Origin of the sequence: Sphaerisporangium sp. NBC_01403 (genome assembly GCF_045040145.1) — a bacterium.
Lineage (GTDB): Bacteria > Actinomycetota > Actinomycetes > Streptosporangiales > Streptosporangiaceae > Sphaerisporangium > Sphaerisporangium viridialbum.
On record NZ_CP109534.1, the window covers coordinates 3,007,407 to 3,032,368 of the forward strand.

The window sequence follows — 24,962 nt, forward strand, 5'->3', positions numbered from 1 at the left end:
CTATCTTCGAGGCGTGAACGACGACGACCGCGTCTTCAAGGCGCTGGCCGACCCGACCCGCAGGCGGCTGCTCGACAGGCTGTTCACGCGCGACGGCCGGACACTGTCCGACCTCGAGTCCGACGTGGACATGACGAGGTTCGGCGTGATGAAGCACCTCCGGCTGCTGGAGGACGCCGGTCTCGTCATCACGCGCAGGTCGGGCCGGGAGAAGCTGCACTTCCTGAACGTGGTGCCCATCCGGCTCATCCACGACCGCTGGATCGACAAGTACACCGAGCTCCAGGTGTCGGCGCTCGCCCATCTGAAGACCGAGTTGGAGAACACCATGATCACCACCGAGACCGGCACGACCGTCCAGGTGCACCGCGTCTACATCAAGGCGACCCCGCAGGCGATCTGGACCGCGATCGTCGACCCGGAGTGGACGCGGCGGTACGGCTACCGCAGCCCGGTCGACTACGACCTGCGTCCCGGCGGCGGCTTCCGGGCGCTCGCCGGCGACCACATGCCCGGCATGAACCCCACCGACTGCGTCGTGGAGGGCGAGGTCGTCGAGGCCGACCCGCCGCGCCGGCTCGTGCAGACCTGGCGGCCGACCTGGCTCGACGAGGTCCACACGCGGCTCACGTACGAGATCGAAGAGGGCGAGAACGGCGTGTGCTCGCTGACCCTGACCCACGACGTGCACGACGCGCCGCAGACGGGGGCGCAGGTCGCGGGCGCGGTCGAGAACGCCGGCGGCGGCTGGCCGGAGGTGCTCAGCGACCTGAAGACGCTGCTGGAGACCGGCACCGGCCTGTACGCCTGACCCGGCCGACGCTCACCGCACGGGCGCGGCCGCCCCGGCCCGCGGCGGCAGAGGTTGAGCCGGCCGGGCACGTACAGATCGGATACGCCCGCGCCTCGACCGTCCGCCAGTCCCTGGACACCCAGCTCGGGGTGTGACCCAGATACGCGCCAAAGGGGCAATGGGATGATCTTGAACGGCGAGCGTGCCTGGTCAGGCCGCCGCGCGAGCGTCCGAGTCACCCGGTGATCGTGAACATCTGCGGCGTCGGCGTCACCAAGGGCCGCATCCACTGGGACGACCTGTCGCTCAAGCAGGGCTACGGCGGCATCAAGGCCATGCTGTAGGGCGGGCGCGCCGCCGACCTCCTGGGCGTCGCGTACGCCGCCGACCACCCGGACGCCCGCACCCGCTACCTGCTGCGCCACCCCGGCTTCACCAACAGCGGCACCGACAGCCTCAAGCAGCCCGCCAAGACCGTCGTCAAGCTGCTGGCCAGGTTCGCCGCCCAGCCGGTCGAAAAGGCCATCGCGCCAATCGTCGAGTGGATGCGAAGCCATAGCGCTCCGCAGTCGTCTGGGATACCGCTCTTCTCGCGAGGCCGATGAACAGCCACGATGCGGTCCGGACTCTCCGTCGGATGATGGGAGCCGATCACTCACAGCTACTACTTTTGCTCTGTCGCTCCAGTGAAGACCTTTCTCGTCATCTGGTGCCGCGTCGACGAAGTCATGCTTCCTCATAGGATCGGGTGCGGAGGATCAGGGCGTGACGGATCCGCGACGGTGGAGGCGGCATGACAGGTGAGGCGGGCGAGCGAACCCCGGCGCGGGCGCACGGACTGTGGCTGTGGATGGTCGCCGTCGGCTTGGCGGTCGTCGCGGCGGACCAGCTGTCAAAGCTGTGGGCCGTGTCGGCGCTCACCGACCGGGCCCCGATCACGGTGATCCCCGGCCTCATCGACTTCCGCCTGCTCTACAACCCCGGCGCCGCGTTCTCCATCGGCCGTGACTCGACCTGGGTGTTCGCCGTGGCCGCCGCGAGCATAGTCACCGGCATCCTCTACTACGGCCGCCGACTCGGCTCGCCCGCCTGGGCCCTCGGCCTGGGTCTCGCGCTCGGCGGCGCCGCCTCCCACCTCCTTGACCGCCTGTTCCGCGACCCGGGCTTCGCCCACGGCCACGTCGTCGACTTCATCGACTACAAGGGCTTCTTCGTCGGTAACGTCGCCGACATCTTCCTCGTCGGCGCCGCGGGCCTCCTGATGGTCCTCAGCGTCCGCGGTGTCCAGTTCGACGGCAGCCGCGAGACCGGCGCCGCCGACCCCAGCTCTCACCCGGGCCCGGCCTGACCCCGTCAGGCCGGGCCCGGGGACGCGCTCGTCGCGCAGCCGGTCGGCCTCAGGGGGTGCTCCAGGTGATCCAGCGGGCACCGGGGGCTGTGTCAGGGCCTTCCAGGCCAGACAGGCCGTTCTTGATGACGTCCTCGTCACAGAACGGTTCGCCGAGCTCATCGCCCGTCGTGACGGTCAGCCCGGCCTGTTCGGCGCGCAGGGCCGTGGTGTACTCCGCGCCGTCGCGGGTGGCGTCGCGCATGCGGCGTAGTTCGGCCTGCTGGCGGGCTGACAGTTTGGGCTGCTTACCGCGCAGCTTGCCTTTGGCCTTGGCGACGGCCATGCCCTCCCGGGTCCTCATCCGCAGGAGGTCGACCTCGAACTCGGCGAACACGCGGCCAGGACCCGCTCCCGGCCACCTGACTCGCGCGAAGGGCCGAAGTCCGGCTCACCCGAGAAGCTCGCGCAGGCGGGCGGCGTAAGCGCGGGGGTGGCTGGTGTTGCCGTTGTGCCCGCCGGGGAACTCGGCGAGCTCCGTGCCCAGCAGTGCGGCCAGTTCCTGGGCGCAGCGGTAATCGAAGACGGTCCGCGGCGTGGTACGGCCGGCCGCGGGCACGATCCGCGTCGGGGAGGAGACCAGTTCGCCGGCCGGGAGCGTGTCCTGAAGGACCGCGGTGAAGTCGTGCTCGATGAAGAAGTCGAAGTTGGCGATCCGCCCCGGCGTCATCGGCTGCGGGGCCAGGCCGGGCTCGGCGTCGGGGTTGGCCGGATCGATGCCGAGCACGGCGGCGACGGCCTTGAGCGCGGGGGCCAGCCCGTCGCGGCGGTAGAGCTCCTGGATCTCGGCCAGCTCCGCCTCGTGGCGGGCACGCTCGCCGGCGGGCAGCAGGCGGGGGGCGACCGGTTCGTGCGCGATGAGCGTGCTGATCTGCCCGGGGTGGCGGACGGCCAGGTGCAGGCCGATGACCGCGCCTAGGCTGCAGCCGAGCATCGCCACCGGCTCGTCGGTCAGCCCTGCCAGCAGGCGGTGCACGTCCTCGGCGTGCTCGGCCATCGCCACGCCCCGGCTCGACGGGCTGCGGGACAGGCCGCGGCGGTCGTAGGTGATGAGGGTGAAGGCGTCGGCGAGCTGGTTGACCAGGTCGACGGTGCGGTCGGCGTCGCCTTCGCCGCTCTGGGAGATCAGGAGCATCGGACCGGTGCCACGCACCTCGTGGTGGAGGGAGTTCATGGCTTCGACCATATTCCATCAATTTTGATACATCAAATCCGATGTATAGTTGAGGCATGAACGGAGTGGATCTCTTCCTGTTGGGGCGCACGCTGATGAAGATCGGCGAGGAGGCGCTGCCCACCGAGGGACTCGGCGACCAGCCGGGCAGCATCCGGGGCGTGCTGATCGTGGTCAGCGACATCCGCGCACATCCCGGCAGTGCGATCAGCGAGATCGTCACCCGCACCGGCTTGCCGCAAAGCGCCGTGTCGGCGGCGGTGGCCCGGCTCCGTGAGGCCGGCGCCGTGGTCACCGAACCCGATACGCGCGACCGCCGCCGTCTGCGTATCCTGCCCTCTCCTGAGATCTCCGGCCGGGTGGAACAGGTCCGCTCGACCTCCATCGACACCGCCCTGGCCAAAGTCCTGGGCGCCGCCGATCCTCACCTGGTCGCCGAGGTCGTTTCCCTGCTGGAGCAGCTCGCGCGACACCTGTCTCCCCAGGCGCTCACTCGTCTGCGCAACCGGCATGCCGAAGACCCGGCAGCCGCAGTCAAGAAATAATCTCTGGGTTCCCGCCGAGGTGCTCGCAGTTGTCGACGACCAGGAGGGCCGTGCGGCCGGCGAGCGCGGCGACCAGCCGGTCGGCGGGCCCGGGGGAGCCCTGCGCCGGCGGCAGCAACGCGCGGGCCGAGCGCGGCGACAAAGGCCTGCGGCACCTCGGCGCCGTGGTGGAGCGGGGCCAGGTCCCCGCTCAGGGCCGGTGAGCGAGCGCGCCACGGGCGGCGGCGATCCCGCTGTGGAAGGACACCTCGCTGAGCAGGCCGGGCGCCGCGACCATGTCACCGGCGAGGAACACGCCGTCACCGCGTTCCACGGCCGGCCGGTCACGCCAGGTACGGCCGGGCAGGTCCAGCGCGCCGGTGCGGCGGTTGGCGATGCTGTGGCGCCGCCAGGTGACCCGCTCCTGCCAGCCGGGGAGCGCCTGGCCGACCAGGCCTTCCAGCCGGGCCAGCGCGCCGGCCCTGCCCTCACCCTCCCGCAGGGGTAGCTGTGCCTGGATCAGCGATTCGCCGGGCGGCGCGAGGCTCGGGTCGGGAAGGGTGTAGCGCTCCAGCCAGCCGGCGGCGTCCAGGTCCGACACGACGAAGGCGTCACGGCGGTCGGCGCGTACGGCCAGGTCCAGCAGCAGCGTCCGGCCGCTGTGCACTCCGGGCAGCGCCGTGCCGAGCAGGCGTCCGGCGGCGTCCAGCGAGGTGGCCACGATGACCGGCGAAGCGGGCAAGCCGGTCACACGGGCACCGGTCTCGATGACGACGCCGAGGGCACGGGCGCGGCCCGCGAGCCGGTCGACGAGACCCGTCCAGCCGCCCGTGAGGTAGCGGGCGGGCGGGTTCGGCGCGAACACCCGCAGCAGCCGCTCCCAGACGAACGCGGCCGAGAGCCGGCCCGGATCGGCGTCGAAGGTGGCGACACCCATGAGGTTCGACGCGGCAGACGCGGCCCGCTCACCGTGGTGGCCGCGGATCCAGGTATGGAAGTCGACGTCGGCCGGTGCGCGTCGACGGCGCCGCGCGAGCACCCGCAGCAGGGCCGCCGGTGGGGTGCGCCGCATCCGGCCGTCGTGGCGGAACCGGAACCCGGCCAGGCCGCGTAGCGGCACCCCGGAGAACGGGCCCAGCAGATCGCGTTCGGCGAGCCAACGCCACCAGGGCCCGTCGCAGTAGAGCACATGCGGGCCGTCGTGGGCCACGTACGGCGGTGCGGTGGCGCGGGCTCGCCCGCCGAGAGAGTGGTGCGCCTCCAGGAGCCGGACCCGCGCTCCGGCCTCGGCGCAGGTTATGGCGGCGACCAGTCCGGCGAGCCCGCCGCCGGCAACGGTGATGATCCTCTGCATGACCGGGTGACGACGTAGGCCACAATCGTGTGACATGGACGACTGGAGCAAGCACCGCCGGTACCTGTTCGCGGTCGCCTACCGCCTGCTGGGCAGCGCCACGGACGCCGAGGATGCCGTCCAGGAGGCGTTCGTACGGCTGCGCACCTCCGCGCCCGTCGACCTGGAACACCCGCGGGCATGGCTCACAACGGTGACGTCTCGCATCTGCCTCGACATGCTCGGCTCGGCCCGCGCCCGCCGCGAGACCTACATCGGCACCTGGCTGCCCGAACCGCTGGCGGGGTACGACGATTCGGATCTGGGCGAGGCCACCGCGTTACGGGAGTCGGTGCGCACCGCAGTGCTCTTGGTGCTGGAGAGCCTGACACCCGCCGAACGGGTCGCGTTCGTGCTGCACGACGTGTTCGGCATGGACTTCGACCGGCTCGCGACCGTGGTCGGCCGTACCCCCCAGGCATGCCGGCAGCTCGCGTCACGGGCGCGCCGGCGGGTACGCGGCGAGGCGCCGCCACGCGTACCGGTCTCCGCCGAGGAGCATCGGCACATCACCGCCATATTCCTCAAGGCCGCTGCGGACGGTGATCTGGCGGAGCTGCTCCCCCTGCTGGATCCCCAGGTCGTGCTGCGTTCCGACGGCGGGGGAGAGGTTCTCGCGGCGCGCGTGCCGGTGCACGGCCCGGAACGGGTCGCGACCCTGCTGGCCGGGCTCGTTCGCCGCTACGCCGGTGTGGAGGTACGGCCGGTGCGGCTGGCCGGCGGCGAGGGGTACCTGCTGAGCCTGGACACCAAGGTGATCGGCGTGGTCGGCATCGAGATGTCCGCCGGCCAGATCACCGAGATGAACCTGGTGGTCAACCCGGCGAAGCTTCAACGGGTAGGCCTGATCGACCGGCCCTGGGATCCCGGTCCGCACAGCTGGGAGGGCTAGGCTCGCTCCATGATCGCTGCTTGGGAGCCCACGATGGCGGGCGTGCTGCGGTTGCCCTCGGGCCGGCTCGTCCGCGGCCGCGGGCTCCGCCGCCCCCTGCCGTCAGGGCCGCAGCCCGCCTTCGCGCTGTATCTGCTGGGCCGCGAACCACCCCCGGTCCCGTGGGAGTCTCGCTGGCTTCGCTGGCCGGACTTCTGGCTGCCGTCCGACCGCACCGCCACCGGGGACGCGCTGCGCGAGGCATGGGCACGCGCCGCGACCGAACGCGTCGAGATCGCCTGCGCCGGGGGATCGGGACGGACCGGCACGGCGCTGGCCTGCCTCGCCGTACTGGACGGGGTGCCCAACCGCGAGGCGGTCGCCTACGTCAGGAGGCATTACTCCTCGCACGCGGTGGAGACACCCTGGCAACGCCGTTTCGTCGCGCGCTTCCGGTAGGGCCCGCCTCGTCGGCGGCCGATCGCGCCGCCCCGGACGGCCTGCCGGGTCACGACACTAGGCTCGGCGTCATGATGCCTCGCCATCTGACCATTGACTGCGCCGATCCTTTCGAGCTCGCGACTTTCTGGAGTGCCGTAACCGGGTGGCCGGTGTCCGGAGAGGACGCGCCGGGCGACCCCGAGGTCCTCGTCGAGGCTCCCTCGCCCGTGCCCGGCTTGCTGTTCATCCAGGTGCCCGAGGGCAAGACGGTGAAGAACCGGATGCACCTCGACTGGGTGCCCACCGAGCGCACCCGCGACGAGGAGGTGGAGCGCGCCATCGCCCTCGGCGCCAAGCTGTACGAGGACCACCGCACCGCGGAGGGGCCCGGCTGGGTCACGTTGCTCGACCCTGAGGGCAACGAGTTCTGCATCGAGCGCAGCCAGGCCGAGCGCGGCGTCTAGCACCGGCGGCGCCGGGTTTCTCACGGATGCTGGCGGTCCGGGCAGGTGTCGAGCATGCGGTCGAGCGCGGTCTTCTCCTTCGCGGTGACGGTCAGCCTGTAGTGGTGCTTCACGTGCGTCCACGCCCTGGCGTACACGCACCAGTACGAACGCCGCGGACGCCACTGGGCCGGGCTCTGGTCGCCCTTGGCCCGGTTGGAGGCACTGGACACGGCGATGAGCTGCGGGTGCACCAGGTCGTTGGCGAACTCCTGCCGCCGGGTCATCGACCAGGCGTCCGCTCCGGAGCGCCACGCGTCGGCCAGGGGCACCATGTGCCCGACGTCCACCCGCCCTGCGGACCTCAGCGTCGTGCCGTCGTAGGGCGAGTGCCAGATTCCCGACACCACCCGGCAGTGGCGGCCCTCCCTGACGTTCTCGCCGTCGCGGTCGAGGACGACCTCCCGGGTGTCGCAGTTCCCGCCCTGCTCGACCCAGTGCGGGAACTGCGCGGGGGAGTACCCCTTCAGGGAGCCCGGCCGGCGGACCACCAGCTCGGCGAGCTCGGCCCGCGCGACCGAGGCCGGCGACGGCTCGGGCAGCGGCGCCGGGGCCGCCGCCGGACCGGCGGCGGGCGCCAGCAACAGTGCCGGCAGGCAGGCGGCGGCGAGACCTTGCGGGAATGCGACAGGCATACGCTACGGATATCGCCGGACGATCACCCACCGGGCCCGCTTTAACCACTCTTGAAGTGCGGTTTTCCCTCCGAGGTGAACAGACCGAGCGGAGGCCACCCCGATCCGGGCCTGATATCGACGGGTCTGTTTTCAGGTGTCGTGACTGAATTGCCCTATTGACACGGCCGAAACGGCCCGCGAAACTCACCGGAAACCTCTTAACCCAAGACGTGTCGGGCCGGAGCGTGACTGTAAACGTTTACAGCACTCCGGCCCTCAGACTGGGGACCCCCTCCGGCCCCGGTGAAGGAGTGGCCAGATGGTCGTTTCGCGATGGCGGGTGCTCGGCGTTCTGGCAGCCCTGGTGCTCGCGGTGTGCACGGCGTACACGGTGATGCCCACCGAGGCGCGGGGAGGGAAGGCGAAGACCGGCACGATCACCGCCTCCTCGGCGTACTCCGCCGCACTCGGCGAGCCCGTCGCCTACAACGTGTACCTGCCCGACGGTTACGCGCGGGGCGGCCAGCGCTATCCGGTGCTGTACCTGCTGCACGGCAGAGGCGACTCGCTGCAGTCCTGGACCCAGGCCAAGGACACCCTGGACGAGATGATCCAGGACAAGCGGATCCCCCCGCTCATCGCGGTGATGCCCGACGCCCCCTGGAGCGAGCGCGGCAACTGGTACGTGGACTCGCGGTACACCGGGGGCGACATTCCCGGCAGGCCGGTGGAGACCGCGCTCACCCGCGACCTGGTGAACCACGTCGACGCCACCTACCGCACCGCGGCGACCCGCACGGCGCGGATCGTCGGCGGCTACTCCATGGGCGGCGCGGGCGCGCTGCGGTACACGCTGGCCCACCAGGACCTGTTCGGCGGCGCCCTGGTGCTGAGCCCGGCCGTCTACACCCCGCTGCCGCCGGGCGACTCCTCGGCCCGCGACTACGGCGCGTTCGGGCTCGGCGGCGAGAAGTTCGACGACGAGGTGTACCAGCGGCTCAACTACCCGCGGCTGCTGACCGAGGTCGACCCCGACCTGCCCGTGCGGCTGTTCATCGCGGTGGGCGACGACGAGTACGCCAACCCCGACCCCGCCGACGCCCGGCACGATCTCGACTTCGAGTCCGAGGCCCTCTACAACGCCGCGCGCCGGGTGCCCGGCGTCTCGGCCCAGATGCGCATCCTCGACGGGGGCCACGACTGGAGTGTCTGGGGACCGGCGTTCGAGCAGGGCATGGCCGATCTCGGCCCCGCGCTGAGCGTCGTCCCCCCGGCGGGGCTGCCCGCTCCGCTGCACGGGACCCCCGGCACCGACTGGGCGGGCGGCGCCGCCTCCCACGCCGACGGCTCGACGACCCTCGGGTACGCGGCGAGCGGCGCGGTGAACGGCCAGAGCCACGCGGGCGGGCTGGACGTCGTGCTGTCCCGCCTCGGCCCCGACGGGGCGGCCCGATGGACCCGGCAGTTCGGCACGGCCGCCGACGAGCGCCTGTACGGCGTGGCCGCGCTGCCCGACGGCGGCGTCCTCGCCGCCGGGTACACAAAGGGCGACCTGGACGGTCACCACCCGGGCAACACCACCGACGACGCCTTCGCGGTGCGCCTGGACGCGGACGGCAAGGTGCGGTGGCTGACCCAGTTCGGCGCGGCCGGCGCCGCGGACCGGGTCTACGGGCTGACGGCCGCCTCCGACGGAGGGGCGTACCTCGCCGGGTACACCAAGGGCGCGCTGTCCGGCGCGAACAGCGGCGACAAGGACGCCATCCTCGCCCGCGTCACGCCCGGCGGGCAGGTCGCCTGGGTACGCCAGCTCGGCGGCCCCGGCGAGGACAAGGCGTACGGCGTGGCGGCCGACGCCACCGGCGCGTACGTGGTCGGCGGCGGACCGGCGGGGCTGCCGGGCACCACGGCGCTCGGCGGCCAGGACGGCTGGATCGCGAGGTATGACGCCGACGGGACCAAGCGCTGGGTGACCACGGCGGGCGGCGCCGGCGACGACCGCCTGAACGCCGTGACGGTCACGACCGGCGGGCTCGTGGTCGCGACCGGCGCCGTCGGCGGCGACCTGCTCGCCGTCGCCTACACCACCGCAGGCAAGCAGAAGTGGACCACCACCGTCGCGACCCCGGCCACGGACGCGGGAGCGGCCGTCGTGCCGCTGCCCGGCGGCGAGGCCGAGGTCATCGGGTACACCCGCGGCCGGGTCGGTGTGATGGCGGGGCAGGCCGACGTCCTGACCGTGCGCCTGTCCGGAAAGGGCAAGCAGGCGGCGGCGGCGCAGTTCGGGTCGGCGCGCGACGACGGCGTGGACCCGTTCGCCGAGCCAGACCTGTTCGCCGCCCCCGGGCCGAACGGCAGGGTGCTCGTCACCGGCCTCACCTACGGGACACCGGCCGGCGCCACCGCACCGGGCAACGGCGACGTGTTCACCGCCCTGGTGGACCCGGCGACCGGCCTGCCCGCCTCTTGACCGTGCGAGTATTCAACGACGCCACCGCGCGACATTCTCCGGCACCACGTGCTGCTTTTGAGCGAATGCTGAACCATTGATCAGGCGGAATGCCCCGTCACTCATGCATGGTTTCCTTCCGTGGCCATGCCGTTTCCTGTGGTGGACGTGACTCGGCCTCAGGGTTCGCGGGCGCAGAGGTACGCGTCCAGGTGGGCGGCGCCCTTGAGCATGGCGCGGCCCCGGGCGGACAGGCGGGCCTGCCAGTCGCGCAGGGTCGACTCCAGCGGGGCGACGCCTCCGGCGGAGCGGACCTGAGCGATCAGCGGGGCGATCTGCTCCAGCAGGTAGCCGCCCCGCCTGAGCTGGTGGGCCAGCCGGACGTCCCGTACGTCGGCCGCGCTGTAGATCCGGTAGCCCGTCTGCGGGTCGCGGCGCGGCCGGACCAGCCCGGCGTTCTCCCATTTGCGCAGGGTGGCAGGGCGGATGCCGAGCCTCCTGGCCAGCGGGCCGATGAACGTGTCGCCGCGCTCCTGCGGCACGGGCGCCAGATCGCGGAGCGCGGCTTCGACGGCCTGGAGGGTGCGGCGGTCGTCGAGGAGTTGGCCGTGGCTCTCGTCGATGAGCCGCAGCGCGTCCTCGGTGGCACCCCGGTTGACCGCCTGCATGATCGACGTGGCCGTCTGGTGACCGTGCCCGGGCACGAGGGCGAGGAACGCGCGCAGGGCCTGCGCGTGCAGCGGCGTATAGGTGCGATAGCCGTGGACGGTGCGTTGGGCGGCGGGCAGGATGCCGGCGTCCTCGTAGTTCCTGATCGCCTGGGTGGACAGGCCGTGCTCGCGCGCCAGGTCCACTGGCCTCATGGATGCATCACCGATTGAAGGTCCGTCGCGACGAGAGCGGGCATTTTCCGGGAAAAGTTTACACCGAGTGTTCAGAGATACCGTTGAAGGTATGGATATCAAGGACACGGCCCGGCCGCTCGATGGCGCGGGCGTCTCGGCGTTCCTCCGGTCGCTTCCCGCCAAGCCCCTGCTGCTCGGCCTGGGCGAGGCCAGGCACTTCGTGGGGGAGCTGGGCGAGTTGCGCAACGAGATCTTCCGGAATCTGGTCGAGCACGAGGGCTACCGGTCCTTCGCCATCGAGAGCGACTGCCTCAGGGGCCTCGTGGTGGACGACTACATCACGACGGGCGCGGGCACGCTCGATGACGTCATGGAGCGCGGCTTCAGCCACGGCTTCGGCGCGTCCCCGGCCAACCGCGAGCTCGTGAGCTGGATGCGCGCGTACAACGAGGAGCATGACGAAAAGCTCCGGTTCTTCGGCTTCGACGGCCCGCTGGAGTATTGGGCCGAGAGCCCGCGCCAGGCGCTCACCGCCCTCTACGCCCTCCTCGACGGCCCGCTCCCGTGCACGATGGAAACTCTCGACGCGCTGCTGGGCCCGGACGACCGGTGGTCGAACGAGGCCACGGCCATGGATCCGTCCCAGTCGATCGGCCAGTCCGCCGACGCCCAGCGGCTGCGGCTGCTCGCCGACGATCTGGTGGCGCTGCTCGACACTCAGGTGCCGCGGCTGAGCGCGAAGGACAGGGAGCGGGCGGCGCTGTACGGGCGCACCGCCGTCGGCCTGCTCCGCTACCACTACTGGCTGGCCGACGCCTCCCCGGAACGGTGGACCCGGCTGTCGGCCCTGCGGGACGCGATGATGGCCGCCAACCTGCGTGCCGTCGCCGAGCAAGGCCCGGCCCTGGTCTTCGCCAGCAACCTTCACCTGCAGCGGAACAAGAGCCTCATGCCGTTCGGTGACCAGACGCTGGAGTGGTGGAGCGCGGGGGCGATCGCCGAAGCGCACCTGGGCGACCGGTACGCCTTCCTGGCCTCGGCCCTCGGCACGGTCGGCGACGACATTCCGTCCCCGGACACCGTCGAGGGCATCCTGTCCACGCTCCCGTGGGACCACTCTCTCATCGACGCCCGCCGCCTGGCCGAGGCCATCACGAAGCCCGCCCGGCGTACCTCCCACGATTTCGCCTATTTCCCGCTGGACCCGGCCCAGCTCGACATGATCGACGGCATCGTCTTCCTCAAGCAGGCTGTCAGGCTGAAAAAGCTGGGTTGACAGGCGCGGCTCGCCGTCGGTCCGGCATCGGGATCCTTGGCCGCCGCCGCGGGGCAACGCCTGGCGGGGCCCACGCGTATTAGAGGTCATGAAATTGGACGAACAGACGTGAGCGGCGGCGAGGACGACGGGTTCGCCGCGTTCGTCGCCGCACGTGGCACGAGCCTGCTGCGGGTGGCCTACCTCGCGTGCGGCGACGAGAGGGAGGCGGAGGACCTGCTGCAGACGGCGCTGGAGCGCACGTACCAGAACTGGGACCGGGTGCGGTACGACAACCCCGAGCCCTACATCCGCCGCATCATCGTCAACGGCGCCATCAGCCGTGCCAGGCGCCGGGCGATCCTGCGGATCATCCCGATGCACACCCCTCCCGAACGGTCGGCGCAGGAGACCGATGTCGACCTGCGCCACATGCTCATGGACACCCTGCGCGCACTGCCTCCCCGGCAGCGTGCGGTGATCGTCCTGCGGTACTGGGAGGACCTCAGCGAGACACAGACCGCGGAGGTCCTCGGCTGCTCTGCGGGCACGGTGAAAAGCCAGGCGTCGAAGGCGCTCGCCAAGCTCCGCCTGGCGATCGGCGAGGAATCAGCGGAAGGAGTGATCAGGAATGTCCATGCTTAGTGAGGACGACCTTCGCCAGATGATGGCGGACGAGACCGCGCGGCTGCACGCCGCCCCCGACCTGGTGGACCGGGTCATGCGGTCCTCGCGTCGTAACAGGACCAAGCGGATCAGGCTCACCGCCGTGGCCACCGCGGTCGCCGTCGTCGGAACGGTGGCCCCCGCCTACCTGGTCCTCGCCCCAGGCTCGGCGGCCGTACCGCAGGTTCTCGCGGGCGGGCCGGTGGCGGCCTCCGAGACCCCGCGGCCGGACCTCACCAGCCAGGCCGTGCCGGAACCGCCCGCCATCGACGACCCCGCGACGCCCATCCCGTCCGAGCCTCCCAACCTCGGGGACCTTGGCGACGGAAAGGCGTTCGGGCGCGTCAAGGTGGGTTACCTGCCCGACGGCCTGCAGTGGTCCCACTGGTCGGTGGACTTCGGTGACAGGTACACGACCTCGTGGAACTACGACGGTGACGCGGAGGGCTTCTACTGCGTCCAGATCTACGTCTACGAAGGCGAGGCCGTCCAGGAGGTCGACGACCGCGTACGTTCCTACAGCGCCGAGGGAAAGGGCAAGGAGGTGCCCGTCGGCGACGCCACCGGTTTCCTGATCAGGCAGTGGGTCGGCGAGGACGGCATGAAGGGCACCCCGACCATCATCGTCGACGTCGGCGAGGGACGGCGGGCGGAGGTGATGTTCAGCCCCGTCTACGCCAAGAAGCTCCACAGTGCCAAGGCCATCGACCGCGAGCTGAAGAAGATCGCCAAGAGCCTCACCGCCACCGGCTGACCTAGGAGCCAGACCAAGTAAGCCCCTCCGAACGCACAGCCGGAGATCACTGGCGGGCCATGGTATCCGGGCCGGTCAGCGGGGGTATGTCGGGTACTGAAGGGGGCCTGGACCGGCCGGGAACGACCGGTCGGAAAGGCGCCGGGCGAACGTGGCCAAGGGCGTCATGAGCGTGGCGGCCGCCACAGGTCGACGGGACGTGGGAGGTGTCGATAAGGGGGACCCGCTCGGTTCGGATCACGAGTTATCGACGACATGGTGGTGTTGAGGTCGGTGGCGACCTACTCGTTCAAGTTGTACGTGGTCGGACAGACACCGCGGTCGCTGACCGCGGTGTCGAATCTGCGAGTCCTGTGCGAGACCTATCTGCCCGGCTGCCATGAGATCGAGGTCATCGATGCCGCCGCAAGGCCGGATCTCGCGGAGAAGGAACGGGTGCTGGCCACCCCCACCGTGATCAGGATCACGCCGCTCCCGAGGTTCCGGGTCATCGGGGATCTGTCCGACCAAGACAAGGTCGCCGCTTTCCTCGACCTGCCCGACGTGGACAGATCGTCCCCCCAAGAGGGGGCACCATGACGGGCGGCGCCGCGATCGAGAGGACACCTACCGGTATCAGCGGCTTCGACGAGGTCGCCATCGGCGGGCTTCCCGCCGGCCGGTCCACGCTCGTGACCGGCACGACCGGCAGCGGGAAAACGCTGTTCGCCCTGGAGTTCCTCGCCCGGGGCATCATGCGCTTCGGCGAACCAGGGGTATTCCTCGCCTTCGACGAGACGCCCGCCGACATCCGCCGCAACGCCGGCTCCCTGGGCTTTGACATCGCGCGCTGGGAGGCCGAGGGAAAGTGGATGTTCGTCGACGCCTCGGCGGACACCGGTGAGGAGACGCTCACCGTCGGAACGTACGACCTCGGCGCGCTGATGGCCCGCGTCGATCGCGCCGTGCGCGAGGTCGGCGCCAAACGGCTCTCCTTGGATTCGCTCGGCGCGGTCTTCGTCCGCTTCCACGACCGCGAGCTCATTCGCCACGAGTTGCATCGGCTCGCCCGGGTCCTGGATTCGCTCGACGTCACCTCGGTCCTGACCACCGAACGCGACGACGAGTACGACCACGTTTCCCGGTATGGCGTCGAGGAGTTCGTCATGGACAATGTCTTGATCATGCGGAACGTCATGCGGAGTGAAAGACGGCGCCGGACGATCGAGATCGTCAAGTTCCGCGGCACCACGCACCGTACCGGGGAGTGGCTGTTCACCATCGACCCGAAAGACGGATTGGTCATCATTCCCCTCGCGTTCCTCGCCCCACGCGAGCATGCGTCGCGGGAGCGGGTCTCCACCGGCAACCTCGAACTGGACGCCATGGTGGGCGGCGGCATCTTCCGGGACGCGGTCGTCCTGCTCACCGGGCCGCTCGGCGCCGGAAAGACGCTGTCGGCCCTCCAGTTCGCGGATGCAGCGTTCCGGGCGGGCGAACGCTGCCTGTTCCACATCTTCGACGAGACTCGCGAGCAACTCAGCCGTGACGCCGCCGGCTGGGGTCTGGACCTGGACGTCATGGAGGCCTCGGGACTGCTCCAGGTCGCCGCCGGGTATCCGGAAGTGGCCTCGGTGGAGGAGTATTTCCTCCGGATAAGCAGCGGCATCACGGACTTCGCGCCCGCCCGCCTCGTCGTCGACGGTCTCTCCGCCCTCGAGCGGAGGGCGACGCCACGCACGCTGCTCGATTTCGTGATCGCACTGGGCGGGGTCGTGCGGCAGCACGAGATCACGACCCTGTTCACCTGCGCACCGACCGGCATGGGAATGTCGATGTTCACGGCGCCGATCACGGAGATCGCCAGCCTCACCGACGTGACGATCGTGCTGCGCTACATCGAGGGGGCGGCTGCGGTCCAGCGTGCCATCACCGTCCTGCAGACGCGGGGGTCGGCACATGACCACGCCATCCGCCAGGTCAGCATCGATAGCGCCGGCATGCACATCGGCGGCCCCTGCCCCGATGTCTTCCGCGTGCTCTCCGACACCGCCGTGCCGCCCCCCGACCCACGGGGGCCGATCGACCCAGACCGCGGAACGGCCGAGGACTGGACGGAACCACCCGGATGAGGCCTGATGGGTGAGCCTCACGACGGCGGACGGAGGCCGGACACCGAACCGACACGACCCGCGAATTTCGAGCGCGACGCCGGGCAGATGGTCATGTCGGCGTCGGCGGACGGGATCCTCGCGGTCGACGATCGCGGTGTGATCCGGATCTGCAACCCCGCCGCCGAGGAGCTGCTCGGCCGGCCAACGGGCGAACTCCTCGGCACCCCGTTCGGATACCCGATCGTCGCCGGCGAGTCGACCGAGATCGACCTGGTGCTGCCCGACGGCCGGACGCGGGTGGTCGAGATGCGAGCCACCACCACGACGGTGGCAGGAGAACGCTTGCACGTCGCCGCGCTGCGCGACGTCACCCTCCGGCGGCAGGCCGAACAACAGCTCGAAGCCGAACTCGAACGCCAGGGCTCGGTGATCGCCGTGGCGGCTCATGAGGTCCGCAACCCGCTGACGGGGATCGGCCAGCTGGTGGACATGCTGCGTGACCCCCGGGAGACGTTCACCGAGGAGGAGCGAGCCGACGTCCTCGGCCGCATCGCGAATCGCACGGCCCGTCTCCAGTCCCTGGTCAAGAAGCTCCTCACCGTGGCGAAGATCGACGCGAAGGTCTCGCGCGCCTATGTGGAGCCGGTGCCGGTGCTGGAGATGATCCTCGAGCGACTGGCCGAGTTCGCTGACCGGCCCCGAGACGTGTACGTATCGTGCGATCCCGAAGTCCGGGTCCTGGCAGATCGCGGCGAGTTGTCGGAGATGATGGTCAACTACCTGGAGAACGCCTTCTCCTACGGAGCCCCGCCGATCGAGATACATGTGGCCGAGCAGCCCGGTGGTGTGGAGATCAAGGTGTGCGACCACGGGCCCGGCGTGCCCGAGGAGTTCGTGCCGAGCCTGTTCGGGCGCTTCAGCCGTAGCCCGCATCGCGTACGAGAGACCGATGGCTCGGGGCTGGGGCTGTGGATCGTCCGCAGCCTCTCTCGGGCCAACGGCGGAGACGCCTACTTCGAACCGGGCGAGGAAGCAGGTGCTTGCTTTTGCCTCCGCCTACCCCAGGCATCACCGGCCTGAGCGTTCACCCGCCTGGATCAAGGCTGGTCCCCTGCACCCGCTGCGGTGAACGTCAGGGACGCATTGTGGCCGCCGAAGCCGAAGGAGTTGGCCACCGCCGCCGCCCACCGGCCCTGGCGGGGCCGCCCGGTGACGATGTCGAGCTTCACCTCGGGATCGAGGTCGTCCAGGTTCAAGGTGGCGGGGATGACCCCGTCGCGGACGGCGAGGATCGTGGCGATGGCGCCCAACGCCCCGGCGGCGCCGCACAGGTGGCCGGTCATCGACTTGACGGCGGTGACCGTGGGATGGGTCCCCAGCGCCTCGGTGATCGAACGGGCCTCCGTCAGGTCGCCGGTCGGGGTCGAGGTGGCATGGGCGTTCACGTGCCCGACGTCCAGCGGGTCCAGCCCCGCCGAGGTCAGGGCGAGCCGCATCGCGCGCACCTGCCCGCCCGCGTCGGCCGCGGTGATGTGGTGGGCGTCGGAGGTGGTGCCCGCACCGGCCAGCGTGGCGTGCGCCCGGGCTCCACGCGCCGCGGCGAATCCCGCCCGTTCCAGGACGACCAGGGCGGCCCCCTCGCCGAGCACGAAGCCGTCGCGCCCGGCGTCGAAGGGCCGTGAGGCCTCCTGCGGGGCGTCGTTGCGGGTGGACAGGGCTCTGGCCTGCGCGAACCCGGCCATGGTGAGCGGGTGCACGCACGCCTCGGCCCCGCCGGCGATCACCACGTCGGCGCGGCCGAGGCGGATGAGGTCCAGCCCCATGGCGATCGCCTCGGACCCGGAGGCGCAGGCGCTCACCGGCGTGTGGGCGCCGCCCCGCGCGCCGAGCTCGATGCTGACCACGGCCGCGGGCCCGTTGGGCATCAGCATGGGCACCGTGTACGGCGAGACCCTCCGCGCCCCGGACGCCTCGAGCACGTCGTCCTGGGCGAGCGTGGTCAGCACCCCGCCGACTCCCGTGCCGATGACCACCGCCAGGCGCTCGGGGTCGACCTCGGGGGCCCCGGCGTCGGCCCATGCCTCGCGCGCGGCGATCAGGGCGGCCTGCTGGCAGCGGTCCAGCCGCCGGGCCTTCACCCGGCCCAGCACCTCGGCGGGGTCCACCCGCATCCGTCCGGCGATCCGTACCGGCAGGTCCTCCGCCCATTCCTCCTCTATGACGGTGATGCCGGACCGCCCTTCCAGCATCCCGACCCATGTGGACGCCACGTCCCCGCCCAGTGGCGTCGTGGCCCCGAGCCCCGTCACCGAGGCGCCCACCTTCATCCCGTCCGCCATAACGACCCCCTTCGTCCCCTGGAAAGCCCTCAGACCACCACCCAACGCTCCCAGCACACACACAACCCGAACACCTGGCCCACCCAACGAAAATCTCGCCGGAGATTTGTCGGTGCCGCCTCGATCGCTCCGTCCGGTAGGCGATATCGGCCCAGGACGGCCCGTGATGGGGCCTCTACGGCGTCGATCGTGTCTGCAGCGAGGCGACAGGGTCGGCCACGGCCTGAGCCTTTCAAGTGCTGTTGGGCCGCCGGATGTCGTGGAGGAGTTCGGCGGTGGCATCCCACAGCGCGCGTTGGATTGTTTCGCTGCGGCCGATCTCCGGGCACTCCAATGGCCTGGCGGTCTTGGCGGCGAAGTAGCCTCCCGTGATGCCGGCGAAGGCGGGGTCGGTCGCGAGCTTCACGATGATGTCGGCGCCGTGCTGGGGGTTGCCGATGTTCAGCCGGGTGAGGACCTTCTCCAGGGTCTCGGCGAGGGGGAGTTCACGCCCGAGCCCGGTGGCATTGAAGCCCGGGCACAGGCAGGTGACCGCGACGCCCGTTCCCTCAAGCCGTCGGCCGAGTTCCTGGGTGAACATGATGTCCATCAGCTTGGTCCGGCCGTACAGCAGACTCGACTCGCGGCGGGTGAAGTCCGCCGTGTCGGTCAGGTCTTTGAGCGGGTCGATGATGCCGGCCCGGAGTGAGGCCCGGGAGGCGACCGTGACGATCCGGGCGGGTGCCGAGGCCGTGATCTTGTCGCGCAGAGCGTTGGTGAGCGCCCACGGCGCGAGGTAGTTCACCGCGGTCATCTCGGCGAATCCCTCGGAGGTGACCCGCTGGGAGAAGGCATGCAGACCCGCGTTGTTGATCAGTACGTCGATCCGCGGGTAGTGCGCATCGATCTGCTCTGCGGACCGTCGGACATCGGTGAGCAGGGACAGGTCGGCGAAGAAGACATCGACCGGGGTCTCGGGGGCGACCTGTTCGATCTCCTGCCGCAGCGTGTCAGCCTTGTGCCGACTGCGGGCGACGATGCCGAGGCGGGCCCCGGTGCGGGCCAGGTCGAGAGCGGCCAGGCGGCCCAAGCCGTTCGTTGCGCCGGTCATGACGATGACGGGCCGAGTGTCCATGAGTTCCCCCTGGAGGCTAATGTTGAGGTACCTCATTAACGTAACACTCGATGAGGTACCTCACCAGTTGGGCGGAGGCAAGGAGTGATGACCATGGGTGATCGGATGGCGACGCCCGTAGAGATCGGACTGCGGTACCTGTCGCTCGGATACCGCCTGCGCAGAGTCGTCGACGACGGCATGACAGCCGGAGGGCTGTCGCTGGCCCGTACGAAGGTCTTGCAGGTGCTCGATCGACGCGGTGCCATGCGGCAGTCGTCACTGGCGGAAGAACTCGGTCACGCCCCTCGGTCGGTCACCCAGTCCGTCGAGGCGCTGGAGCGCGAGGGGCTGGTCCACCGGACGGCAGATCCGGAGGACGGGCGCTCCAAGCTCGTCAGCCTCACTACGGAGGGCGCCAAGGCGCTGGCCGCCGGTACGGCAGCGGGCGAGCGCGTCCTGCGCGAGGTGTTCGGAATGCTGGAGCGGGAACAACTGATGGACCTGGGCAAACTCCTCGACGCCATCGACGCGGGCCTGGGCGTTTGACACGCAAGGGAACGACCGTCTGCCGGGCCCGTGATCACTACCCGCAGGACCAAAGAAGACCGCGGTCACGAAGTCCCGGCCGCCACTTCGCTGGGTCAGAGGTAGGAGTCCGGGGCCATATCGCGCCACCGAGCGACAGGATGGACGCGGGAGAAACCACCCCAAAGCCACTCTGGCTTGATCGCCGCAGGGGTGCATAGTGTGACCTTGTGGCCCAAGATTTCACGGTTTTCCAGGCTTCCGCGGGCGACGGGGAAGCGCTCGGTGAGATCCACGCTGAGTCCTGGAAGGCGGCCTACGCCGGCTTCTTCGCCCCCGAGTTCTTCGCCGAGGCGGTGGGACACCGGCGCGTCAAGTGGCACGACGTGCTCGCCAAGGGGGAGGACGTCGTCATGCTGGCCGCGCTGGACGGGTGGCCGCTGGCCCTCTCCTTCTTCGGTTCCTCGCCGGCTCGCCCCGGTTCGGCGCAGATCTTCAGCTTCTTCGGCCACCCGCGCGGCTGGGGCACCGGCGTCGCGGGCGCCCTGATGGCCGCCACCCTGCGCAGGCTGCGCGAGGACGGCTTCGCCCAGGTGCACCTGTGGACACTGCGCGACACGCCCCAGTCGCGCCGGTTCTACGCCAAAAGCGGCTTCACCCAGTCGGGCGCGGCTCGCGGCTACGACTTCGGAGACGGCAACCTGATCGCCCAGGTCGAGTACGAGCTGTCCTTGAATCCTCGGTGAGTCGGGGTCTGAGGAACATCGGAAGCGGATCGTGAGCTAAGCGTTTGTCGTGGTGAGCATCGGTTTGACCGCTAATGATCGCTACCGGAAGCCTTCAAGGGTCTTGTCGTAACCCCAAGTCCTTCGGCAGGGGCCGCGGCGCGACCTTGCTGAACGACCAGGCGTCCGGCATGATCGGCATGGTCGTGGCCGGTACCCCGCGCGACTCGCTGTACGTCCTGGAGAGCCGGCCTACCGGCGCGAGTTCTCACCGACAGGCCCTCTTCGGCTCGGGCTCGAGAAACAATTTGTTACTGGCGCCGCTCCCTGGGAGGGTTACGTCCCCATGAGCCGCCCCGCCATCTCCGAGATCCCGACCGGCCCCGTGACCGTTCCCGACGTCGTCACGGCGCTCGCCGGCGGCGACATCGTCACTCCGGTGTGGCGCAACGAGCTCGGCGGCCTGACGTTCCGCCTCCAGGACGGGCGCGGCGGCACCAGGTACGTCAAATGGGTCGCCGCCGGCACCCCGGAGATCGACCTTCCCGGCGAGGCGGAGCGCCTGGCCTGGGCGCGGCGATGGGTGACCGTCCCGCGGGTCATCGAGCACGGCGCGGACGCCGACGGCGCGTGGCTGGTCACGGCAGCGGTCCCCGGCCTCTCGGCGGTGGACCCTCGGTGGATCGCCGACCCGGCGACCGCGACGGCCGCGATCGGCCGAGGGCTGCGCCTGCTCCACGACACCCTGCCCGTGGAGCGGTGCCCGTACGACTGGAGCATCGATCGACGGCTCGCACGCGCCGACGAGCGCATCACCGGCGGCGAGGGACCGGCTGACTGGTTCCCAGAGCACCGGCATCTGAAGCTTGAGGAGGCCCGGGCGCGCATCGGCGAGCCGCCCGCGATCGACCGCCTCGTCGTCTGTCACGGCGACGCGTGCGTTCCTAACACCTTGCTGCACGACGACGGCACGTTCGCCGCGCACGTCGACCTCGGTTCGCTCGGGGTGGCCGACCGGTGGGCCGACCTCGCGGTCGCGGCGTGGAGCACAGACTGGAATTACGGCCCCGGATACGACGGCGTCCTGTACAACGCGTACGGGATCGCCCCGGACCCGGAGCGCATCGCCTACTACCGCCTGCTCTGGGACATGGCGTAACCGGTCCGGGAGCCGTCAGGCCTGAGGTCGCCGGTCGCCGACGACGGACAGGGGGTGGGACCGGAATACGCCAGAACCCTGCCGCGAAGGCCGGTAGCCGCTGGTCAACGGCACTGACACCGTCTCCGGTGATCGTGCGGGTATGGTGATCACGTCCTATGGGGTGATCTTCCGGGGTTCTGGGTGGCGTCGATTGATCGGACCGCGTATCCGCGGTTCAAGAGGGTGGTGTCGGCACGGGAGCTGGCGGAGGCGTTCACGCCCACCTCGGACGAGGCCGAGTGGGCTCGTCCGAAGACCACGACGGAGCAGCACTTCTTGGCGCTGATGGTGCTGCTGAAGTGCTACCAGCGTTTGGGGTACTTCCCGAAGCTGGCCGAGGTGCCGGCGGTGGTGGTCGAGCACGTGCGCGGCAGGTTGGAGCTGGCCGAAGCCGTGGAGGCGGCGCACGAGTCGAACCGGACGCTGTGGCGGCACCGGGACTTCGTGCGCACGCGGCTGGGCGTGAAGTACACGCCGGCCAAGGTTCGGAAGGTGGCCGAGGCGGCGATCCGCAAGGCGGTGCAGTCCAAGGACAACCCCGCGGACCTGATCAACGTGGCGTTGGACGAGCTGGTGCGGCAGAGCTGCGAGTTACCCGGCTACACCACGCTGGACGCGATGACCGCCTCGATCCGCACCGAGGTCAACGGCGGCATGTTCGCTGCGGTGGTGGCCCGGCCGGACCGGATGCAGCGGGCACGGCTGGAGCGGCTGCTGTGGGTTGACCCGGCGACCCGGCGCAGCGAGTTCGATCGGCTGAAGCAGTCGGCGCAGGCCGCGACGCTGGGCAAGTTCAAGGATCGTCTGGCGCACCTGGCCGCATTGGACGCGCTGGGGCCGACCGAGGCGTGGTTGGAGCGCATCCCGCCGGGCAAGATCGCGCATTTCGCCGGCGAGGCGCGGGTGACCGACGCGGCGGACATGCGCAAGGTGCTCAACAACGACAAGCGGCTGACGCTGCTGATCACCCTCGTGCACGAGTGCCGGACCACGGCGCGCGACGAGGTGGTGACCATGTTCTGCAAGCGCATGGCCGCCCTGCACAAGAAGGGCCGGGATCGGCTGGAGGAGATCCAGGCGGCCAACCGCGCCGAGACCGAGCGGTTGATCGGCGTGCTCGGCGAGGTGTTGGCCGCCGCGCGCGAGGCCACCACGCCTACCGATCCGACCGCCGGAACGCCGGCCAACGCCGAGGATGGGCGGGGTCCGGGCACCGAGGGCGTGGAAGAACGAACGGGCCGGCTGGTGCTCAAGGCATTGGAGGACGCCGGCGGCATCGACGACCTGGCCACTGCAGCCGAATCCGTGTCGGCCTACCACGGCAACAACTACCTGCCGCTGCTGGAGCGGTTCTATCGCTCGCACCGACCGGTGCTGTTCACCCTGGTCGACGCCATCAAACTGGAGGCGACCAGCGCGGATGCGTCGGTGCTGGACGCGGTGGAGTTCATCCGCGCCAACCGGGACCGGCGCAGCGACTGGATACCGGAGACCACCCCGATCGAGGTGGACGGCCAGAACACCACGGTCAGCGTGAACGTCGACGGCTTCGCCAGCGACGCCTGGCGCAAGGTGCTGCGTGACCGGCAGCGGCCGGGGATGCTGGCCCGTCGGCACCTGGAGGTCTGCGTGTTCTCCTACCTGGCCGCCGAGCTGCGGTCCGGGGACATCGCGGTCGCCGGCTCGGACTCCTACGCCAACCTGCACGCCCAGCTCATGACCTGGGACGAGTGCCGGCCGCTCGCCGTGGACTTCTGTGCCCAGGCCAGCATCCCGACCGACGCGGCCGAGTTGGTGGCGCACTACCGGCACGAGCTGACCCGCACCGCCGTCGAGGTGGACACCGGGTATCCGGCCAACACCGACCTGGTTCTGGACGGCGACCGACCGGTGCTCAAGCGCCGCAAGGGCGCTGATCGGCAGCCCTCGGCGATCGCGTTGGAAGCCGCGATCCACCAGCGGATGCCCGAGCGCAGCCTGCTGGACATCCTCACCCGCACCGCGTATCTGACCGGCTGGCACCGCTACTTCGGCCCGGCGTCCGGGTCGGACCCGAAGATCCGCGACACCCTGGGGCGCTACGTCACCACGACCTACGCCTACGGCACCAACCTCGGCCCGGCCGAGGTCGCCCGGCACATGCGCGGCAAGGTGTCCGCGCACGAGATCTACACCGCGGGCAACAAGCACTCCGACCCCGGCAAGGTCTACCGCGGCTCCACCGACGTGATCAACGAGTTCGCCAAGCTGGACGTGGCCGGGGTCTGGGGCGACGGCCAGGTGGTCGCGGTCGACGGATCGCAGGTGGACACCTGGGAGAACAACCTGCTCGCCGAGTCGCACATCCGCTACGGCGGCTACGGCGGCATCGCCATGCGGCACGTCGCCGACTCCTACATCGCGCTGTTCTCCCACTTCATCCCCTGTGGGGTGTGGGAGGCCGTCTACATCATCGAAGGGTTACTACGCAACGAGTCCGACATCCAGCCGGCTACCATCCACGCCGATACCCAGGGTCAGTCGCTGCCGGTGTTTGGCCTGGCCACGTTGCTGGGTTTCGAGCTTCTCCCGCGCATCCGCAATTGGCACGACCTGATCTTCTACCGTCCCGACGCCCGCACCCGCTACCAGCACATTGACGCGCTGTTCGGCGACAATGCCATCGACTGGGGCCTGATCGAGAAGCACTGGACGGACCTGCTGCGCACTGCGATCTCCATCCGCGAGGGCCGGGTGTCGTCGGTGACGCTGCTGCGCCGCCTGGGGAACCACTCGCGCAAGAACCGCCTGTACCGGGCGTTCCGTGAGCTGGGCCGCGTCATCCGCACGATCACGCTATTGCGGTACTTGTCCGAACCCGAACTCAGGGAGCAGATCACCGCGATCACCAACAAGGCCGAGGCGTTCCACGGCTACTCGGAATGGCTGATGGTCGGTGGGAAGCTGATCGGCCACAACGACCCCGAGCACCAGGAGCTGGTGGTGAAGTTCAACGAGCTGATGGCCAACTGCGCCATCTACTCCACCGCGCTGGACATCACCGACGCGGCGAACGCGCTGGCCGCCGAGGGGCACCCGGTCGACCACGACGACCTGGCCACCATCTCCCCGTACATCACGCATACCATTCGTCGGCTCGGCGACCTCGTGCTCGACCTGGACCCACCCGACGCGGTGCCGGCCACTCGGCTGGACCTCGAACCGCGCGCCCTGTTCCCCGGCGGACCCTCCGCCTGACGGGCCGAGCGGCCACTCTCAAACCAAGGTTCCGCGACAGCCGTGCACACGACTGAGGACATCGACACGAATCT

25 protein-coding genes are annotated in these 24,962 nt (G+C 70.3%); 18 read left to right on the forward strand and 7 right to left on the reverse strand.

All coding sequences use genetic code 11. The annotated features are described in order from the left end of the window. The first annotated feature begins 13 nt into the window (after positions 1-13). Both OG589_RS13645 and OG589_RS13650 read left to right on the forward strand, forming a co-directional pair. Positions 14-811: a metalloregulator ArsR/SmtB family transcription factor gene (locus OG589_RS13645; protein ID WP_405149134.1), complete on the forward strand. Its 798-nt coding sequence runs from the start codon at positions 14-16 to the stop codon at positions 809-811. A 775-nt stretch (positions 812-1,586) separates the two neighbouring features. After that, positions 1,587-2,141: a signal peptidase II gene (locus tag OG589_RS13650; protein WP_405149135.1), complete on the forward strand. Its 555-nt coding sequence runs from the start codon at positions 1,587-1,589 to the stop codon at positions 2,139-2,141. 49 nt (positions 2,142-2,190) lie between these two features. Here OG589_RS13650 and OG589_RS13655 read toward each other — a convergent pair whose 3' ends face one another. Further along, positions 2,191-2,517 (reverse strand): hypothetical protein, encoded by a 327-nt coding sequence (locus OG589_RS13655; RefSeq protein WP_405149137.1) that lies wholly within the window; start codon positions 2,515-2,517, stop codon positions 2,191-2,193. A 54-nt stretch (positions 2,518-2,571) separates the two neighbouring features. Then, entirely contained in the window at positions 2,572-3,354 is a 783-nt protein-coding gene (locus OG589_RS13660; protein ID WP_405149138.1) for an alpha/beta fold hydrolase, read from the reverse strand. A 56-nt stretch (positions 3,355-3,410) separates the two neighbouring features. Here OG589_RS13660 and OG589_RS13665 point away from each other — a divergent pair, with 56 nt between their 5' ends. Beyond that, positions 3,411-3,899, forward strand: a complete 489-nt coding sequence (locus tag OG589_RS13665) for a MarR family winged helix-turn-helix transcriptional regulator (RefSeq protein ID WP_405149140.1) — start codon at positions 3,411-3,413, stop codon at positions 3,897-3,899. Between the two features lie 29 nt (positions 3,900-3,928). Then, the gene (locus OG589_RS13670; RefSeq protein ID WP_405149142.1) at positions 3,929-4,102 is read left to right on the forward strand and encodes a hypothetical protein; all 174 of its coding nucleotides are present in this window, start codon (positions 3,929-3,931) and stop codon (positions 4,100-4,102) included. Here OG589_RS13670 and OG589_RS13675 read toward each other — a convergent pair. Beyond that, the gene (locus tag OG589_RS13675) at positions 4,090-5,232 is read right to left on the reverse strand and encodes an FAD-dependent oxidoreductase (protein ID WP_405149144.1); all 1,143 of its coding nucleotides are present in this window, start codon (positions 5,230-5,232) and stop codon (positions 4,090-4,092) included. The two genes, OG589_RS13670 and OG589_RS13675, sit on opposite strands and share 13 nt — an antisense overlap. Positions 5,233-5,266: 34 nt before the next feature. Between OG589_RS13675 and sigJ the strand changes: the two genes are divergently transcribed. From sigJ to OG589_RS13690, 3 genes are all read left to right on the forward strand, one after another. Continuing rightward, a complete protein-coding gene (sigJ, locus tag OG589_RS13680; protein ID WP_405149145.1) occupies positions 5,267-6,163 on the forward strand; it encodes an RNA polymerase sigma factor SigJ in 897 nt (298 codons plus the stop codon). 9 nt (positions 6,164-6,172) lie between these two features. Next, a complete protein-coding gene (locus tag OG589_RS13685; RefSeq protein ID WP_405149146.1) occupies positions 6,173-6,601 on the forward strand; it encodes a protein phosphatase in 429 nt (142 codons plus the stop codon). Between the two features lie 71 nt (positions 6,602-6,672). Beyond that, positions 6,673-7,047, forward strand: coding sequence for a VOC family protein (locus tag OG589_RS13690; protein ID WP_405149148.1), 375 nt, complete (start codon positions 6,673-6,675; stop codon positions 7,045-7,047). A gap of 20 nt (positions 7,048-7,067) precedes the next feature. Here OG589_RS13690 and OG589_RS13695 read toward each other — a convergent pair whose 3' ends face one another. Then, entirely contained in the window at positions 7,068-7,721 is a 654-nt protein-coding gene (locus OG589_RS13695; RefSeq protein ID WP_405149150.1) for an HNH endonuclease family protein, read from the reverse strand. A 301-nt stretch (positions 7,722-8,022) separates the two neighbouring features. Between OG589_RS13695 and OG589_RS13700 the strand changes: the two genes are divergently transcribed. Further along, on the forward strand, positions 8,023-10,173 hold the full coding sequence (locus OG589_RS13700) for an alpha/beta hydrolase-fold protein (protein ID WP_405149152.1): 2,151 nt from the start codon (positions 8,023-8,025) through the stop codon (positions 10,171-10,173). 158 nt (positions 10,174-10,331) lie between these two features. On the opposite strand, the gene OG589_RS13705 is transcribed toward OG589_RS13700, so the two are convergent. After that, positions 10,332-11,015, reverse strand: a complete 684-nt coding sequence (locus OG589_RS13705) for a TioE family transcriptional regulator (protein ID WP_405149154.1) — start codon at positions 11,013-11,015, stop codon at positions 10,332-10,334. 91 nt (positions 11,016-11,106) lie between these two features. Between OG589_RS13705 and OG589_RS13710 the strand changes: the two genes are divergently transcribed. From OG589_RS13710 to OG589_RS13735, 6 genes are all read left to right on the forward strand, one after another. Further along, the gene (locus tag OG589_RS13710; RefSeq protein ID WP_405149156.1) at positions 11,107-12,273 is read left to right on the forward strand and encodes an erythromycin esterase family protein; all 1,167 of its coding nucleotides are present in this window, start codon (positions 11,107-11,109) and stop codon (positions 12,271-12,273) included. 108 nt (positions 12,274-12,381) lie between these two features. Next, a complete protein-coding gene (locus tag OG589_RS13715; RefSeq protein ID WP_405149158.1) occupies positions 12,382-12,897 on the forward strand; it encodes a SigE family RNA polymerase sigma factor in 516 nt (171 codons plus the stop codon). Beyond that, positions 12,884-13,672, forward strand: a complete 789-nt coding sequence (locus OG589_RS13720) for a hypothetical protein (protein WP_405149160.1) — start codon at positions 12,884-12,886, stop codon at positions 13,670-13,672. The genes OG589_RS13715 and OG589_RS13720 overlap by 14 nt, the downstream gene beginning before the upstream one ends. A gap of 255 nt (positions 13,673-13,927) precedes the next feature. Continuing rightward, complete coding sequence (locus OG589_RS13725; RefSeq protein WP_405149162.1) at positions 13,928-14,251, forward strand: circadian clock KaiB family protein; 324 nt, start codon at positions 13,928-13,930, stop codon at positions 14,249-14,251. Beyond that, on the forward strand, positions 14,248-15,783 hold the full coding sequence (kaiC, locus tag OG589_RS13730; RefSeq protein ID WP_405149164.1) for a circadian clock protein KaiC: 1,536 nt from the start codon (positions 14,248-14,250) through the stop codon (positions 15,781-15,783). Before OG589_RS13725 ends, kaiC begins: the two co-directional genes overlap by 4 nt. Positions 15,784-15,789: 6 nt before the next feature. Beyond that, entirely contained in the window at positions 15,790-16,845 is a 1,056-nt protein-coding gene (locus OG589_RS13735) for an ATP-binding protein (protein ID WP_405149166.1), read from the forward strand. A 17-nt stretch (positions 16,846-16,862) separates the two neighbouring features. Here the strand turns inward: OG589_RS13735 and OG589_RS13740 are convergent, their stop codons facing one another. Together OG589_RS13740 and OG589_RS13745 are read right to left on the reverse strand one after the other, a co-directional pair. Continuing rightward, positions 16,863-18,104, reverse strand: a complete 1,242-nt coding sequence (locus OG589_RS13740) for a beta-ketoacyl-[acyl-carrier-protein] synthase family protein (protein ID WP_405149168.1) — start codon at positions 18,102-18,104, stop codon at positions 16,863-16,865. Positions 18,105-18,336: 232 nt separating this feature from the next. After that, the gene (locus OG589_RS13745) at positions 18,337-19,218 is read right to left on the reverse strand and encodes an SDR family NAD(P)-dependent oxidoreductase (RefSeq protein ID WP_405149170.1); all 882 of its coding nucleotides are present in this window, start codon (positions 19,216-19,218) and stop codon (positions 18,337-18,339) included. A 93-nt stretch (positions 19,219-19,311) separates the two neighbouring features. On the opposite strand from OG589_RS13745, the gene OG589_RS13750 reads away from it, so the two are divergent. The 4 genes from OG589_RS13750 to OG589_RS13765 all read left to right on the forward strand — a co-directional run bounded on the left by OG589_RS13750 (position 19,312) and on the right by OG589_RS13765 (position 24,888). Beyond that, complete coding sequence (locus tag OG589_RS13750; protein ID WP_405149172.1) at positions 19,312-19,746, forward strand: MarR family winged helix-turn-helix transcriptional regulator; 435 nt, start codon at positions 19,312-19,314, stop codon at positions 19,744-19,746. A gap of 209 nt (positions 19,747-19,955) precedes the next feature. Beyond that, positions 19,956-20,471, forward strand: coding sequence for a GNAT family N-acetyltransferase (locus OG589_RS13755; RefSeq protein ID WP_405149174.1), 516 nt, complete (start codon positions 19,956-19,958; stop codon positions 20,469-20,471). A 325-nt stretch (positions 20,472-20,796) separates the two neighbouring features. Next, a complete protein-coding gene (locus OG589_RS13760) occupies positions 20,797-21,609 on the forward strand; it encodes an aminoglycoside 3'-phosphotransferase (protein WP_405149176.1) in 813 nt (270 codons plus the stop codon). A 183-nt stretch (positions 21,610-21,792) separates the two neighbouring features. Continuing rightward, positions 21,793-24,888 (forward strand): Tn3 family transposase, encoded by a 3,096-nt coding sequence (locus OG589_RS13765; RefSeq protein WP_405149178.1) that lies wholly within the window; start codon positions 21,793-21,795, stop codon positions 24,886-24,888. Positions 24,889-24,962 lie beyond the last annotated feature (74 nt).